The sequence below is a fragment of the Escherichia sp. KCJ4928 genome, from assembly GCF_004352695.1.
In the GTDB taxonomy this organism is placed as follows: Bacteria; Pseudomonadota; Gammaproteobacteria; order Enterobacterales; family Enterobacteriaceae; genus ECMA0423.
Genome location: NZ_SJWV01000098.1, coordinates 1 through 14,893 on the forward strand (window position 1 = coordinate 1; position 14,893 = coordinate 14,893).

Here is a 14,893-nt window from a genome sequence, read left to right on the forward strand (position 1 = left end):
ACATACAACAGCTTTATGCTTCGTAACCTGTATGGCTTTTAGTTCATCGTCTATTGCGGACATTGTCATTTCGGGTACTCGCGTAATATATAAAAGCGATCAAAAAAGTGTCAACGTACGTCTGGAAAATAAAGGGAATAACCCGTTGCTTGTCCAGAGTTGGTTAGATACTGGCGATGACAACGCTGAGCCTGGCAGTATTACAGTCCCTTTTACTGCCACGCCGCCAGTATCGCGTATTGATGCCAAACGTGGGCAAACAATCAAATTAATGTACACAGCCAGCACCTCACTGCCTAAAGACAGAGAGAGCGTGTTCTGGTTTAACGTACTGGAAGTTCCACCAAAACCAGATGCAGAAAAGGTCGCGAATCAAAGTCTGCTGCAACTGGCATTTCGCACACGTATAAAACTTTTCTATCGCCCGGATGGATTGAAGGGAAATCCCTCTGAAGCCCCGTTAGCCCTGAAGTGGTTCTGGTCAGGTTCAGAAGGTAAGGCGTCATTGCGAGTGACCAATCCAACCCCTTACTACGTCTCTTTTAGCAGTGGTGATTTAGAAGCTAGCGGTAAACGCTATCCGATTGATGTGAAAATGATTGCACCATTTAGTGATGAGGTCATGAAAGTCACTGGCCTTAATGGCAAAGCAAGTTCTGCAAAAGTACATTTTTACGCCATTAATGATTTTGGTGGCGCCATTGAAGGTAATGCCAGTCTGTAATCAGGCAAGGATATAATTCCGCAGGAAGCATAACGTGACTATAAAACCAACTAAAAATTATCATAATCATCTGACCCGTATCGCTACGTTTTGCGCGCTGCTGTATTGCAATAGTGCTTTCTGTGCTGAACTTGTTGAATATGACCATACCTTCCTGATGGGGCAGAATGCCTCAAATATTGATCTCAGCCGGTATAGTGAAGGTAACCCTGCTATACCGGGTATGTACGACGTCAGTGTTTATGTCAACGATCAACCTATTATTAACCAAAGCATTACATTTATTGAAATTGAAGGAAAAAAAAACGCACAAGCCTGTATCACACTTAAGAATTTATTGCAGTTTCATATAAATTCTCCCGATATAAATAACGAAAAAGCCGTTCTGCTTGCCAGGGATGAAACACTCGGCAATTGCCTTAATTTGACGGAAATTATCCCTCAGGCTTCTGTTCGTTATGACGTTAACGAGCAACGTCTGGATATAGACGTTCCTCAGGCATGGGTAATGAAAAATTACCAAAACTATGTTGATCCATCGTTATGGGAAAATGGCATTAATGCGGCCATGTTGTCATACAACCTCAACGGATATCATAGTGAAACTCCTGGTCGAAGAAATGACAGCATTTATGCTGCTTTTAACGGTGGGATGAATTTAGGAGCATGGCGACTGCGTGCCTCAGGCAACTACAACTGGATGACCGATTCTGGCAGTAATTATGATTTTAAGAATCGGTATATACAGCGTGATATCGCCTCGCTGCGTTCTCAACTCATTCTTGGTGAGTCTTATACAACGGGCGAAACCTTTGATTCTGTCAGTATCCGCGGCATTCGTTTATACAGCGACAGCCGCATGTTGCCTCCGACATTAGCGAGTTTTGCGCCTATCATTCATGGCGTTGCTAATACCAACGCCAAAGTCACTATTACGCAAGGTGGCTATAAGATTTATGAAACGACTGTGCCGCCAGGCGCTTTCGTCATTGATGATCTGAGTCCGTCAGGTTACGGCAGCGATCTTATTGTTACTGTCGAAGAATCCGATGGCTCAAAGCGGACATTCTCGCAACCTTTTTCATCGGTCGTTCAAATGTTACGCCCTGGCGTTGGACGTTGGGATATTAGCGGCGGCCAGGTCTTAAAAGATGATATTCAGGATGAGCCTAATTTATTTCAGGCCAGCTACTACTACGGTCTGAATAACTATCTAACGGGTTATACTGGTATTCAGATTACCGATAATAACTATACCGCTGGTTTGTTAGGTCTTGGTCTGAATACTTCAGTCGGTGCATTTTCTTTCGATGTGACTCACTCCAATGTTCGTATACCGGATGATAAAACATATCAGGGACAAAGTTATCGTGTTTCCTGGAACAAGTTATTCGAAGAAACAAGTACTTCACTGAATATCGCGGCCTATCGCTATTCGACACAGAATTACCTTGGTCTTAATGATGCACTAACTCTAATTGATGAAGTGAAACATCCCGAACAAGATCTTGAACCGAAATCCATGCGTAATTACTCGCGCATGAAAAATCAGGTTACGGTCAGTATTAACCAACCGCTAAAATTTGAGAAAAAAGATTACGGTTCATTTTATCTTTCCGGAAGTTGGTCCGATTACTGGGCTTCCGGACAAAATCGTAGCAATTACTCTATTGGCTACAGTAACAGTGCATCCTGGGGCAGCTACAGTGTCAGTGCCCAGCGTTCATGGAATGAAGACGGCGACACTGACGATAGCGTTTATCTCAGTTTCACCATTCCTATTGAAAAATTACTTGGCACTGAACAACGGACTTCAGGTTTCCAGAGTATTGATACTCAAATGAGCAGTGACTTTAAGGGTAATAACCAACTCAACGTCAGTAGCAGTGGCTATAGTGATAACGCTCGCCTCAGTTATAGCGTAAATACTGGCTATACGATGAATAAAGCCAGCAAAGATTTGAGTTATGTTGGGGGTTATGCCAGCTATGAATCACCGTGGGGAACCCTGGCAGGTTCAGTTTCTGCAAATAGCGATAACAGTCGTCAAGTGTCTCTCAGCACCGACGGTGGTTTTGTATTGCATAGCGGCGGCCTGACCTTCAGTAATGACAGTTTTAGCGACTCCGATACACTGGCGGTAGTTCAGGCTCCAGGTGCTCAAGGAGCGCGAATAAATTATGGCAACAGTACTATCGATCGATGGGGTTATGGTGTCACCAGCGCTCTTTCTCCTTATCATGAAAACCGTATCGCGCTGGATATCAACGATCTTGAGAACGATGTTGAATTAAAAAGTACCAGTGCAGTAGCTGTACCGCGTCAGGGTTCAGTCGTCTTTGCTGATTTTGAAACCGTGCAAGGGCAATCAGCCATTATGAACATCACACGAAGTGATGGTAAAAATATTCCATTTGCTGCAGATATTTATGATGAGCAAGGCAATGTCATTGGTAATGTTGGACAGGGTGGACAAGCATTTGTTCGTGGCATTGAGCAGCAGGGAAATATCAGCATTAAATGGCTCGAAGAAAGTAAACCCGTAAGTTGTCTTGCGCATTATCAACAAAGTTCAGAAGCAGAAAAAATAGCGCAATCTATTATTCTGAATGGAATTCGGTGTCAGATTCAGTAACTACAAGGGACGTCAAATGATAAAAATAACGCCACATAAAATAGCGATACTGATGGGAATATTATTATCACCATCAGTATTTGCAACGGATATTAATGTAGAGTTTACAGCCACTGTCAAAGCGACAACCTGTAACATCACACTTACTGGTAATAACGTCACGAATGATGGCAATAATAACTACACATTGAGAATCCCTAAGATGGGTCTGGATAAGATCGCGAATAAAACGACAGAATCTCTGGCTGATTTTAAACTGGTTGCTAGTGGGTGCAGCAGTGGCATCAGTTGGATTGATACCACTCTGACCGGAAATGCATCATCAAGCTCACCTAAGCTTATTATACCGCAGTCTGGTGATTCATCTTCGACGACAAGTAATATCGGTATGGGTTTCAAAAAACGGACTACTGATGATGCCACTTTCCTTAAACCTAACAGTGCGGAAAAGATACGCTGGAGCACAGACGAGATGCAGCCCGATAAGGGTCTTGAAATGACCGTTGCGCTACGTGAAACAGATGCAGGGCAAGGCGTACCGGGGAATTTTCGTGCACTGGCAACGTTTAATTTCATCTATCAATAAGAAGGATAATTAAGATGACATTTAAAAATTTACGTTATGGATTATCCAGCAGTGTCGTTTTGGCTGCCTCATTGTTCAGCGTACCCTCTTATGCGGCAACAGACAGCATTGGGCTGACCGTGATTACTACCGTAGAAATAGGTACTTGTACCGCTACATTAGTAAATGACTCTGATCAGGACATTTCTGTTGTTGACTTTGGCGATGTATATATTTCTGAAATCAATGCCAAGACCAAAGTTAAAACATTCAAACTCAAATTCAAAGACTGTGCGGGTATCCCCAATAAAAAAGCACAAATAAAATTAACCAAGCGAGCCACATGCGAAGGTACTGCTAATGACGGTGCGGGGTTCGCAAATGGATCCACAGCCGCAGATAAAGCAAGTGCCGTCGCCGTTGAAGTCTGGAGCACCGAAACTCCGGCAACAGGTAGCGCAACACAATTTAGTTGTGTGACACCAGCATCTCAAGAGGTCACTATCTCCAATGCAGCCAACGCGGTTGTTTATTATCCGATGAGTGCTCGACTGGTCGTCGAAAAAAATAAAACCGTAAGCAATGTCACTGCGGGTAAATTTTCTGCACCTGCCACATTTACAGTAACCTATAACTAACAGACTGACAGATCCAGGAACTATATATGCATCCCACTCAACGTAAGCTGATGAAGAGAATAATTCTGTTTCTGTCACTACAGTTTCCCATTACCTATCCAGCCATCGCTGGGCAGGATATTGACCTTGTTGCCAATGTAAAAAACAGCACTTGCAAAAGCGGAATCAGTAACCAGGGTAATATTGATCTTGGCGTCGTTGGGGTGGGATATTTTTCAGATAATGTTACTCCTGAAAGCTATCAACCAGGTGGAAAAGAGTTCACTGTCACAGTATCAGACTGTGCATTACAGGGAACTGGCGATGTGCTTAATCAGTTACATATTGATTTTAGAGCCCTTAGCGGTGTCATGGCTGCAGGTTCAAGGCAAATATTTGCCAATGAAGTCGCAACCGGGGCTAAAAATGTCGGTGTCGTTCTCTTTTCCATTCAGGACCCGACCAATATATTCAATGTTATTAGTTCAGCAGGAAATTCTCGTTCCGTGTATCCAGTAATGACTTCTGCCCTGCATAATTCTTCATGGAAATTTTATGCCAGAATGCAAAAAATCGATCCCGCGCTGGATGTCATATCTGGCCAGGTAATGAGTCATATATTAGTTGATGTGTACTACGAATAATAGATCAAAACAAATAACTGCGACTGTTACAGCAGTAGATGGTGGAGTGATAATGAAGAAATTCTTCAGACATTTTCTTTTTTTAATTCTGTGCTTGAGTTGTTATACCGCGAGTGCTGGCACTGATGATAACGTAGGATATATTGTTGGGAATAGTTACGGCGTTGGTCCGTCAGATCAAAAATGGAGAGAAACGGGGCCGAATGGCGATGCTACTGTCATATTCAGATATGCAACAAGTACAAATAATTTAGTTTTCTACAAACCGACGCAGCTTGGACCTACAGGTGTAAAATTACAGTGGAGTCAGTTAGATACCGCTTCTGGTGGTGGTTTTCTTTATTGCAACAGAAGTGATAGCACAAGTGGTAGCGCAATGCGTATTGAAAATGCAATGGTTGACTCAGGTAAAATGTATGGCTCCCATAAATTATTTAATACATCAGTTCCTGGTTTGTATTACACATTATTAATTTCAAACATGTGGTCAGCTTACGGTACCGTAACTAACGTTAGTTCACCTGGGATATACATTGGTGACTCTGCAGAACAATATTTTTCGTGGTATAATCCAAGCGAAGACGTGTTATATTGGAGTTGCAATAATGCGAATAGCACCCGTAAATACTGGGCTGTAGGTGGTATTTATCAGACCCTTACAATTGAATTCTATACAGATACAAACTTTGATCCAACAGTAACTCAACAGATCAAATTATCCAGCTCATCAAATTATCTGTATTCATTTAAAGCCTATGGCGCAGGCCAAGGTATAAATGAGCATAGTTATTTTATCAAAATCGATTTCGATCTGCTCAATGTCAAGTTGACTAATCCCACTTGTTTTACCGCTATGCTTAGTGGAACTTCTGTGACTGGTTCTACGGTAAAAATGGGTGAATATAGTGCAGAACAAATCAGAAACGGTGCCACACCGGTTCCTTTTGATATTTCACTTCAAAACTGCGTTCGTGTGACTAATATTGAGACAAAATTAGTTTCAACAAAGGTTGGTACTGAAAACGGGCAACTCCTTGGTAATACTCTCACAGGTAATGACGCAGCAAAAGGAGTCGGTGTACTCATAGAAGGTTTAGCAACTAGTAAAAATCCTCTAATGACATTGAAACCTAATGATTCAAATTCTGTTTATAAAGATTACGACCCGAGAGGCAAAGACGATACAACAGGAGGAGTTTACCCGGATCAAGATACAGGTATAACATACCCTCTCCATTTCCAGGCCACGCTACAACAGGATGGAACTATACCAATAGAAGCTGGTGAGTTTAAAGCCACCAGTACTTTCCAGGTAACCTACCCTTAATAAGTCCACCGCACCGCCATCATCTGGCGGTGCGGTAATTGATAAATCATTGCCCCCACCAATGTGACTGATAAAATGCCAGGCAACACGACATCATTTATCAGGACACGTTATGAAACCGACCACCATTGCTTCACTTCAGAAATGTAAGCAGGATAAAAAGCGTTTCGCGACCATCACCGCTTACGACTACAGCTTCGCGAAACTATTTGCTGATGAAGGACTTAACGTCATGCTGGTAGGCGATTCGCTGGGCATGACGGTTCAGGGCCACGACTCCACCCTTCCCGTTACCGTCGAGGATATCGCCTATCATACCGCCGCCGTACGTCGCGGCGCGCCAAACTGCCTGCTGTTGGCTGACCTGCCGTTTATGGCGTATGCCACGCCGGAACAAGCCTTTGAAAACGCCGCAACGGTTATGCGTGCCGGTGCCAATATGGTCAAAATTGAGGGCGGTGAGTGGCTGGTCGAAACCGTAAAAATGCTGACCGAACGTGCCGTTCCTGTATGTGGTCACTTAGGTTTAACCCCACAGTCAGTGAATATTTTCGGTGGCTACAAAGTTCAGGGGCGCGGCGATGAAGCAGGCGATCAACTGCTCAGCGATGCATTAGCCTTAGAAGCCGCTGGGGCACAGCTGCTGGTGCTGGAATGCGTGCCGGTTGAACTGGCAAAACGTATTACCGAAGCACTGGCGATCCCGGTTATTGGCATTGGCGCAGGCAACGTCACTGACGGGCAGATCCTCGTGATGCACGACGCCTTCGGCATTACCGGCGGTCACATTCCTAAATTCGCTAAAAATTTCCTCGCCGAAACGGGCGACATCCGCGCGGCTGTGCGGCAGTATATGGCTGAAGTGGAGTCCGGCGTTTATCCGGGCGAAGAACACAGTTTCCATTAAGGAGTCACGTTGTGTTAATTATCGAAACCCTGCCGCTGCTGCGTCAGCAAATTCGCCGCCTGCGTATGGAAGGCAAGCGCGTGGCGCTGGTGCCTACTATGGGTAATCTGCACGATGGCCATATGAAGCTGGTCGACGAAGCCAAAGCCCGCGCCGATGTGGTCGTCGTCAGTATTTTCGTTAACCCGATGCAGTTCGACCGCCCGGAAGATCTGGCACGTTATCCACGGACCTTGCAGGAGGACTGCGAGAAGCTAAACAAACGTAAAGTGGATTTAGTTTTCGCCCCTTCGGTAAAAGAGATCTACCCGAACGGTACTGAAACCCATACTTACGTTGACGTTCCCGGGCTTTCGACCATGCTGGAAGGCGCGAGCCGTCCGGGGCATTTTCGCGGCGTTTCGACTATCGTCAGCAAGCTGTTTAACCTGGTCCAGCCGGACATCGCCTGCTTCGGTGAAAAGGACTTTCAGCAACTGGCGCTGATCCGCAAAATGGTTGCCGATATGGGCTTCGATATTGAGATTGTCGGTGTGCCAATTATGCGCGCCAAAGACGGTCTGGCGCTAAGTTCCCGTAACGGTTATCTGACGGCGGAACAACGCAAAATTGCGCCTGGTCTGTACAAAGTTTTAAGTTCGATTGCTGACAAATTGCAGGCTGGGGAACGGGATCTCGATGAAATTATTACCATTGCGGGGCAAGAACTGAATGAAAAAGGCTTCCGCGCCGATGATATTCAGATTCGCGATGCCGACACATTGCTGGAAGTTTCTGAAACCAGCAAACGGGCAGTAATTCTGGTAGCCGCCTGGCTTGGCGATGCTCGCCTGATCGACAACAAAATGGTCGAGCTGGCGTAATACTTAACTGGCGCTACGGCTGATGGCGCCAGTTATTAATTTACCCCACGTCATCTGTCATAACACAGGTAACTTAAATAAGGTTAATTACCTTATCAATCTCAGCAAGAGATAAATTTGTCATCTCTGCAACGTCTTCCCGAGACATTCCTTTACTTAGAAGACGCAGGGCGAATTCTTGCCTTTCCTCCTGTCTTCCCTGCTGAATCCCCTTCTCAATCCCTTTCTCTTCAAACCACTGCGCCAGCGTCATCATAGACTCCCCTCCCGTTTCCCTGTCTCTCAGCACACCATAAAACAAATCCGCTTGTTCAGTATGACCGCGTTGCAGCATATAGTTTTGCATGGCAACTAACTGACTTCCGCTAGTGTACCCTTCGTCAATCAGCGTGACCAGTTGCTCCAGCAATAACATTAAGTCGCGCTGGCGAATATGTTTTTGCAGTAGTTCGAGAATCGCAATCCGCCGATGTTGCATGATTTCGTCATCCGGTGTGATGGTGATATCCACCAGCGGGAAAGGACTGTTATAGACGCGTCGTGCCAGCTCCGGCGAGTAAAATATATCAAACCAGCACATTGAGAGCGGATAAGGTGTGGCCTCGCCCTGATAAAACAGTATCGGCACCACCAGCGGCAGCTTATCGTGATCCGCCTCCAGATGCCGGTGCATGGCAGCAATAGAATAACGCATCATGCGAAAGGCCATTTTCTTATCCGGCTTGCTTTGGTGTTCAATCACAACATGCAGATAACCGGGATTGCCCTGCATTTGCACGGAATAGAGCACGTCCGTGCTGTGTCCTTTCAGGCTCTCTTCAATGAAACTCCCCGACTCTAAATGAAGCGTGTTGAGGTCACAAAGTTCTCGTAATTCCACTGGCAAATGTATCTCCAGAAAGTCGCGAGCCGTCTCCGCGTGCATTAAAAATTGTTTAAACACTGCATCATGCGGTGTGGTACTCGGTGCATCCATCTTCCCTGCCTTCCGTGTTGTCTTGCGTGAAGGCAGTATCCAGTCAAGGCGTGCCATCGTCAGCCACCTCTTTAGTGTTTACCGAGCAGCGTTCAGAGAAATTTCAATAGGTTACAGCCGTTACATGGCACGCTTCGGCACGGTACGCAAACTGCTGATGTAAATGCCGTCAGATGAGTAGACACTAAACAAAAATCGGGCAATACTGCGTGAGAATTTCCTCAAAGCAGGCATCGCCTGCTTCGTTAACGACAGGGTAGAAAGGTAGAAGTTATGATTCGCACGATGCTGCAGGGCAAACTCCACCGCGTGAAAGTGACTCATGCGGACCTGCACTATGAAGGTTCTTGCGCCATTGACCAGGATTTCCTTGACGCAGCCGGTATTCTCGAAAACGAAGCCATTGATATCTGGAATGTCACCAACGGCAAGCGTTTCTCCACTTATGCCATCGCGGCAGAACGCGGTTCGAGAATTATTTCTGTTAACGGTGCGGCGGCCCACTGCGCCAGTGTCGGCGATATTGTCATCATCGCCAGCTTCGTTACCATGCCAGATGAAGAAGCTCGCACCTGGCGACCCAACGTCGCCTATTTTGAAGGCGACAATGAAATGAAACGTACCGCGAAAGCGATTCCGGTACAGGTTGCTTGATTGTTATCCCTGCGGCTGGTTACTCACCAGCCGCGACATCGTCTCCAGCGAATCCGTTCTTAAGATATAAAGTCGTTTTAGTAACAACGGATTATCCCCCGGTTTTACTTTGCCTTTCATGGTTGTCACCGCCAGGTGAAATCCGGCATCGTTTGCTGCCTTCACGGCTTTGTCATTAAATCCGCCAAACGGATACGAAAGATACCAGACATGCGGATTAAATTGCGCCAGAGCGCGGCGTGAACGTGCAAAATCAAACAGAATATTGTGTTCACTACGGCTCAGTAATATGGGGCGGCGATAACCATCCACTCGATGCAAAAAATGGGTATGTGACTGGAAATCAAAAACATCGCGAATTTCGTTAAGTTCAGAAACGCTCATAAATTGCAGCGATTTTGGGTCCCACTTCTGCGGGTGACGTTTGATGCGCGAGGTAACAATAAACGCCGTCGCCTTCATGCCATATTGTTTCAACACGGGATACGCATAGCGGCTCACCGATTTGAGGCCATCATCAAAGGTAATCACCACCGCTCGCGCAGGGAGATTGATCTTATTCTTCACGTAACCTTCCAGCTGCACCATGCTCAGTGTCGCGTATCCCCTGTCGCGCAGCCAGGCCATCTGGTTATTGAAAGCGCGTACTGAGGTGGTCGTCGAAGTATGGCGAAAACGGGTGTTTTCTTCATCGCGCAGAATATGGTGATAGGTTAGCACCGGCAGGCCATTATCGGGTTGGGCATCCAGCGCGCTGATATAGGCCAGTCGATCGCCAATACGGATCTGATACCAGGTTTGATTTAACCTGTCTTTCAGTTTATGCAAAATCGGGTAGCGCAAATTGTCCGCCAGTACCCCAAATGGCGCACTGCCCGCACTCGGCGCGTTATAGACCGGCGTATCTTTCCAGGTAATTAAGTTCTGATTACTCAGCGGCTTGTTGAGGTCACCCAAACCGTCTTCAACTTTTTGTCGCCCCTGAACTGGCTCGAGATGCCCTTTATCGATAAACCCTTTACCAAAGCCAAAATTAAATGCGTAATAACTTGCGGCAGTGGGCTCCACGGCAATGATTTGCCCGGCCCGAATATTCCCCACGGTCACCATCTTGTCGCCAATTTGCGCCCAGATCGCAGCATTTTCGATGGTTTGCATATAACGGGCAGGTAACGCGGCACTGACACTTGCGGTAAACAGCATCAGCAGGAGAATAACAGCTTGTTTGTACATGAAAAAATAACCGAGGGTGAAACAACGCTTTTATTGTAGCAAAAGCGCTATAAGAATCGTGGGTTAATACTCATACAAATTATGTTTGAGGACGAAAGGCGGATTTTTTTGTTGTTGGTGCCAAAGACTACTCACCTCCGGCCCACCCAGTTCGACAATACGCTCGCGAAACTCTGAACTAGTCATGGTTTCACGGCAAGCCATCATCTGTTCAATTAACGGTAACGTGACACCAGAAATCACTTCGCAACGGGAGTGTTTGTGGCTTAATAATGAAGCCACACGGTACGGTGGCGCTCCGGCTATATCGGTTAAGAAGATGACACCCTCACCAGAGTCCGCTTCATGCAGAGCATCGCACATCATGCGGCTGAGCATATTAGAGCTTAACCCACGCCAGAAATTCACGGCCCGGCACTGAAGAAGCGCCCCATGTTTTTTCTCCAGCGCATCCAGTATCTCTTGCGCCCGGTCATCGTGACAGGTAATTACCCAACCTAACATCGCCTTCCTCCTTAGCCGAAAATCAGTCTACCCTGACCATTGTTGATAAAGGGTGATAGCCGTCAAAACTCCTCTCCCCCAAATCCAGAGGAGAGGAAATAGCCTTAGCTACGCAAACCACGTCCACGTTGGATCAGCGACCAACAGATCAAATAAAACGCCACAATAAAGACCACCAGTACGCCAAAGGTAGTGACCAGCGGAACATCATTGATACCGAGGAAGCCGTAGCGGAAACCACTGATCATATAAACGATTGGGTTCAGGTGCGACAGCCCTTGCCAGAACGGCGGCAACAAAGTCAGTGAGTAAAAGACCCCACCCAAATACGTGAGTGGCGTTAACACAAAGGTTGGCACCAGGCTGATGTCATCGAACGTTTTGGCAAACACACCGTTCAGCAAACCCGCAAGGGAGAACAACACCGCCGTGAGCACCAGGGTTAAGGCAACGAATACCCACGAATGCACCTGAAACGGCACAAAAAACAGTGAAATTGCCGTCACCAGAATGCCAACAAACAGACCACGCGCCACGCCACCGCCGACATATCCGGCAATAATGACGTGAGTCGGAACCGGCGCTACCAGCAGCTCTTCAATATTACGCTGGAACTTGGCACCAAAAAATGATGACGCAACGTTGGCGTAGGCATTGGTGATCACCGACATCATGATCAGCCCCGGTACGATGAACTGCATATAGCTGAAGCCATGCATATCGCCAATACGCGAACCAATCAGGTTACCGAAGATAATAAAGTAAAGGGTCATGGTGATGACTGGCGGCACCAGCGTCTGCACCCAGATACGCATAAAGCGATGGATCTCTTTCGCCCAGATGCTTTTTAGCGCCACCCAGTAAAGATGCATCATGCGCGATCTCCTTGTTTTTCATTAACCAGTGAAACAAACAGCTCTTCCAGACGGTTAGCTTTGTTACGCATACTTAATACCTGAATGCCCTGCTCACTTAACTGCGTAAATACGCTGTTGATCCCCTGCTCACGCAGCACTTCAACTTCCAGCGTCGCGGTATCGACCAGTCGATACTGATAGCCATCGAGCTTCGGTAACGGGCTTTTCGGTGCGAGATCGAGAATAAAGGTTTCCGATTTCAGCTTCGCCAGCAGCGCCTTCATCGAGGTATTTTCCACCAGCTCACCGTGTTGAATAATGCCGATATTGCGGCACAGCATTTCTGCTTCTTCCAGGTAGTGTGTGGTGAGAATGATGGTGGTGCCTTTGTCGTTTAAATCCTTCAAAAAGCCCCACATTGAGCGGCGAAGTTCAATATCCACGCCTGCGGTCGGTTCGTCGAGAATCAGTAGTTTAGGTTCATGCATTAACGCACGGGCAATCATTAAACGGCGCTTCATCCCGCCAGATAACATACGCGCACGTTCGTTGCGTTTTCCCCATAGATCGAGTTGTTTAAGATACTTTTCGCTGCGGATGTACGCTTCTTTGCGCTCCACGCCATAGTACCCTGCCTGATTCACCACAATTTGCTGCACGGTTTCAAACGGGTTGAAGTTAAATTCCTGCGGCACCAGTCCCAACTGACGTTTAGCGTTCACGACATCCTTCTCGAGATCGTAACCAAATACGCTGACCCGCCCGGAGGTTTTATTTACCAGAGAGCTGATAATACCGATAGTGGTCGATTTCCCGGCCCCGTTCGGCCCGAGAAGCGCATAAAAATCACCCGCTTCGACCTGCAAATCTATCCCACGAAGCGCCTGAACGCCGCCTGGATAGGTTTTTTTAAGCTGTTGAAGTTCCAGTGCAATGGTCATAAATTTTTACTTACCTTACGTTCTTACACTTTATCTGTGGTTTAAATCGTCCCGGAGTTGCCCTATATTAGCCAAACGTAATTATTTGGTTACAGGTCGTTAACCTCCATGAAAGACATAGATACACTCATCAGCAACAATGCACTATGGTCAAAAATGCTGGTGGAAGAGGATCCCGGGTTTTTTGAGAAACTGGCACAAGCGCAAAAACCGCGCTTTCTATGGATTGGATGTTCCGACAGTCGCGTTCCTGCAGAACGTTTAACCGGTCTTGAGCCGGGCGAACTCTTTGTTCACCGTAATGTTGCTAACCTGGTCATTCACACTGACCTGAACTGCCTTTCCGTGGTTCAGTATGCAGTGGATGTACTCGAAGTTGAACACATTATTATCTGTGGCCACTACGGTTGCGGCGGCGTACAAGCCGCAGTTGAAAACCCGGAACTGGGGCTTATCAACAACTGGCTGCTGCATATCCGCGATATCTGGTTCAAACATAGCTCATTGCTCGGCGAAATGCCGCAAGAGCGCCGTCTGGATACCTTGTGTGAACTGAACGTCATGGAACAGGTGTATAACCTGGGCCACTCCACCATTATGCAATCAGCGTGGAAACGCGGGCAGAAAGTTACCATTCACGGCTGGGCCTACGGCATTCACGACGGCTTGCTGCGTGATCTGGATGTCACAGCGACCAACCGCGAAACCCTTGAGCAACGTTACCGTCACGGGATTTCCAACCTCAAGCTGAAACACGCCAACCACAAATAAAAATGCCATGCCGGATGCAACACATCCGGCAACTTCACACTTACTCGTCCAGCAGAATCACTTTGCCGATATACGGCAGATGACGGTAACGCTGTGCGTAATCAATGCCGTAACCCACCACAAACTCATCCGGGATCGAGAAACCGATAAATTCTACCGGGACGTTCACTTCACGACGGGACGGTTTATCCAGCAGCGTACAAATCGCCAGCGACTTCGGTTCGCGCAGGCTTAAGATCTCACGCACTTTCGACAGTGTATTCCCCGAGTCGATGATATCTTCAACAATCAGCACGTCCTTGCCACGGATATCTTCATCCAGATCTTTGAGGATTTTCACATCACGGGTGGTGGACATGCCGCTACCGTAGCTGGAGGCGGTCATAAAGTCGACTTCATGAGATACCTGAACTTCACGGCACAGGTCCGCCATAAACATAAATGAGCCACGCAGCAGACCAACCAGCACCATATCGCTGCCGCTGTCTTTGTAACGCTCAGTAATCTGACGACCCAGTTCGGCGATACGCGCTTTAATCTCCGCTTCGGGGATCATTACTTCTACAGTATGTTTCATATCTCTAACCATATGATTTAAAAACAAATCACTTCGCACGGGCAGGTTTTGGCACCGCAACAAAGCGCAAGACACGCAGTATACCAGTAAAACTATTC

At 46.8% G+C, this 14,893-nt stretch carries 16 protein-coding genes; 10 read left to right on the forward strand and 6 right to left on the reverse strand.

All coding sequences use genetic code 11. From position 1 onward, the window contains the following. The 8 genes from E0D98_RS14660 to panC form a co-directional block, all read left to right on the forward strand. A partial coding sequence (locus E0D98_RS14660) for a fimbrial chaperone (RefSeq protein ID WP_140035456.1) occupies nucleotides 1-724 on the forward strand: 724 nt, incomplete at its 5' end. Nucleotides 725-758: 34 nt separating this feature from the next. After that, complete coding sequence (gene htrE / locus E0D98_RS14665) at nucleotides 759-3,359, forward strand: Yad fimbria usher protein HtrE (protein ID WP_000153176.1); 2,601 nt, start codon at nucleotides 759-761, stop codon at nucleotides 3,357-3,359. 16 nt (nucleotides 3,360-3,375) lie between these two features. Further along, nucleotides 3,376-3,945 carry a fimbrial protein gene (locus E0D98_RS14670; protein WP_050877044.1) on the forward strand — a complete coding sequence of 190 codons (570 nt, stop codon included), beginning with the start codon at nucleotides 3,376-3,378 and terminating at the stop codon, nucleotides 3,943-3,945. Nucleotides 3,946-3,959: 14 nt separating this feature from the next. Then, nucleotides 3,960-4,562, forward strand: coding sequence for a fimbrial-like protein YadL (gene yadL / locus E0D98_RS14675; protein ID WP_000143205.1), 603 nt, complete (start codon nucleotides 3,960-3,962; stop codon nucleotides 4,560-4,562). A 26-nt stretch (nucleotides 4,563-4,588) separates the two neighbouring features. Continuing rightward, nucleotides 4,589-5,185, forward strand: a complete 597-nt coding sequence (locus tag E0D98_RS14680) for a fimbrial-like protein (RefSeq protein ID WP_000553764.1) — start codon at nucleotides 4,589-4,591, stop codon at nucleotides 5,183-5,185. Beyond that, nucleotides 5,169-6,512 (forward strand): fimbrial-like adhesin, encoded by a 1,344-nt coding sequence (locus E0D98_RS14685; protein ID WP_001331232.1) that lies wholly within the window; start codon nucleotides 5,169-5,171, stop codon nucleotides 6,510-6,512. The genes E0D98_RS14680 and E0D98_RS14685 overlap by 17 nt, the downstream gene beginning before the upstream one ends. Before the next feature lie 112 nt (nucleotides 6,513-6,624). Continuing rightward, nucleotides 6,625-7,419, forward strand: a complete 795-nt coding sequence (panB, locus tag E0D98_RS14690; RefSeq protein ID WP_000805455.1) for a 3-methyl-2-oxobutanoate hydroxymethyltransferase — start codon at nucleotides 6,625-6,627, stop codon at nucleotides 7,417-7,419. An 11-nt stretch (nucleotides 7,420-7,430) separates the two neighbouring features. After that, complete coding sequence (panC, locus tag E0D98_RS14695; protein ID WP_000905383.1) at nucleotides 7,431-8,282, forward strand: pantoate--beta-alanine ligase; 852 nt, start codon at nucleotides 7,431-7,433, stop codon at nucleotides 8,280-8,282. A 73-nt stretch (nucleotides 8,283-8,355) separates the two neighbouring features. Here panC and rpnC read toward each other — a convergent pair whose 3' ends face one another. Beyond that, the gene (gene rpnC / locus E0D98_RS14700) at nucleotides 8,356-9,258 is read right to left on the reverse strand and encodes a recombination-promoting nuclease RpnC (RefSeq protein ID WP_000339945.1); all 903 of its coding nucleotides are present in this window, start codon (nucleotides 9,256-9,258) and stop codon (nucleotides 8,356-8,358) included. Between the two features lie 273 nt (nucleotides 9,259-9,531). Between rpnC and panD the strand changes: the two genes are divergently transcribed. After that, nucleotides 9,532-9,912 carry an aspartate 1-decarboxylase gene (gene panD / locus E0D98_RS14705; protein WP_000621515.1) on the forward strand — a complete coding sequence of 127 codons (381 nt, stop codon included), beginning with the start codon at nucleotides 9,532-9,534 and terminating at the stop codon, nucleotides 9,910-9,912. 3 nt (nucleotides 9,913-9,915) lie between these two features. Here panD and E0D98_RS14710 read toward each other — a convergent pair whose 3' ends face one another. The 4 genes from E0D98_RS14710 to E0D98_RS14725 all read right to left on the reverse strand — a co-directional run bounded on the left by E0D98_RS14710 (nucleotide 9,916) and on the right by E0D98_RS14725 (nucleotide 13,447). Further along, nucleotides 9,916-11,145, reverse strand: coding sequence for a polysaccharide deacetylase family protein (locus E0D98_RS14710; protein WP_000277878.1), 1,230 nt, complete (start codon nucleotides 11,143-11,145; stop codon nucleotides 9,916-9,918). Between the two features lie 63 nt (nucleotides 11,146-11,208). After that, complete coding sequence (locus E0D98_RS14715; protein ID WP_000901989.1) at nucleotides 11,209-11,649, reverse strand: PTS sugar transporter subunit IIA; 441 nt, start codon at nucleotides 11,647-11,649, stop codon at nucleotides 11,209-11,211. 104 nt (nucleotides 11,650-11,753) lie between these two features. Continuing rightward, complete coding sequence (locus E0D98_RS14720; protein ID WP_000972203.1) at nucleotides 11,754-12,524, reverse strand: ABC transporter permease; 771 nt, start codon at nucleotides 12,522-12,524, stop codon at nucleotides 11,754-11,756. Then, nucleotides 12,521-13,447, reverse strand: coding sequence for an ABC transporter ATP-binding protein (locus E0D98_RS14725; protein WP_000150637.1), 927 nt, complete (start codon nucleotides 13,445-13,447; stop codon nucleotides 12,521-12,523). Before E0D98_RS14725 ends, E0D98_RS14720 begins: the two co-directional genes overlap by 4 nt. Nucleotides 13,448-13,555: 108 nt before the next feature. Here E0D98_RS14725 and can point away from each other — a divergent pair, with 108 nt between their 5' ends. Next, entirely contained in the window at nucleotides 13,556-14,218 is a 663-nt protein-coding gene (can, locus tag E0D98_RS14730; RefSeq protein WP_000651599.1) for a carbonate dehydratase, read from the forward strand. 40 nt (nucleotides 14,219-14,258) lie between these two features. On the opposite strand, the gene hpt is transcribed toward can, so the two are convergent. Then, nucleotides 14,259-14,795: a hypoxanthine phosphoribosyltransferase gene (hpt, locus tag E0D98_RS14735; RefSeq protein WP_000683335.1), complete on the reverse strand. Its 537-nt coding sequence runs from the start codon at nucleotides 14,793-14,795 to the stop codon at nucleotides 14,259-14,261. Nucleotides 14,796-14,893 lie beyond the last annotated feature (98 nt).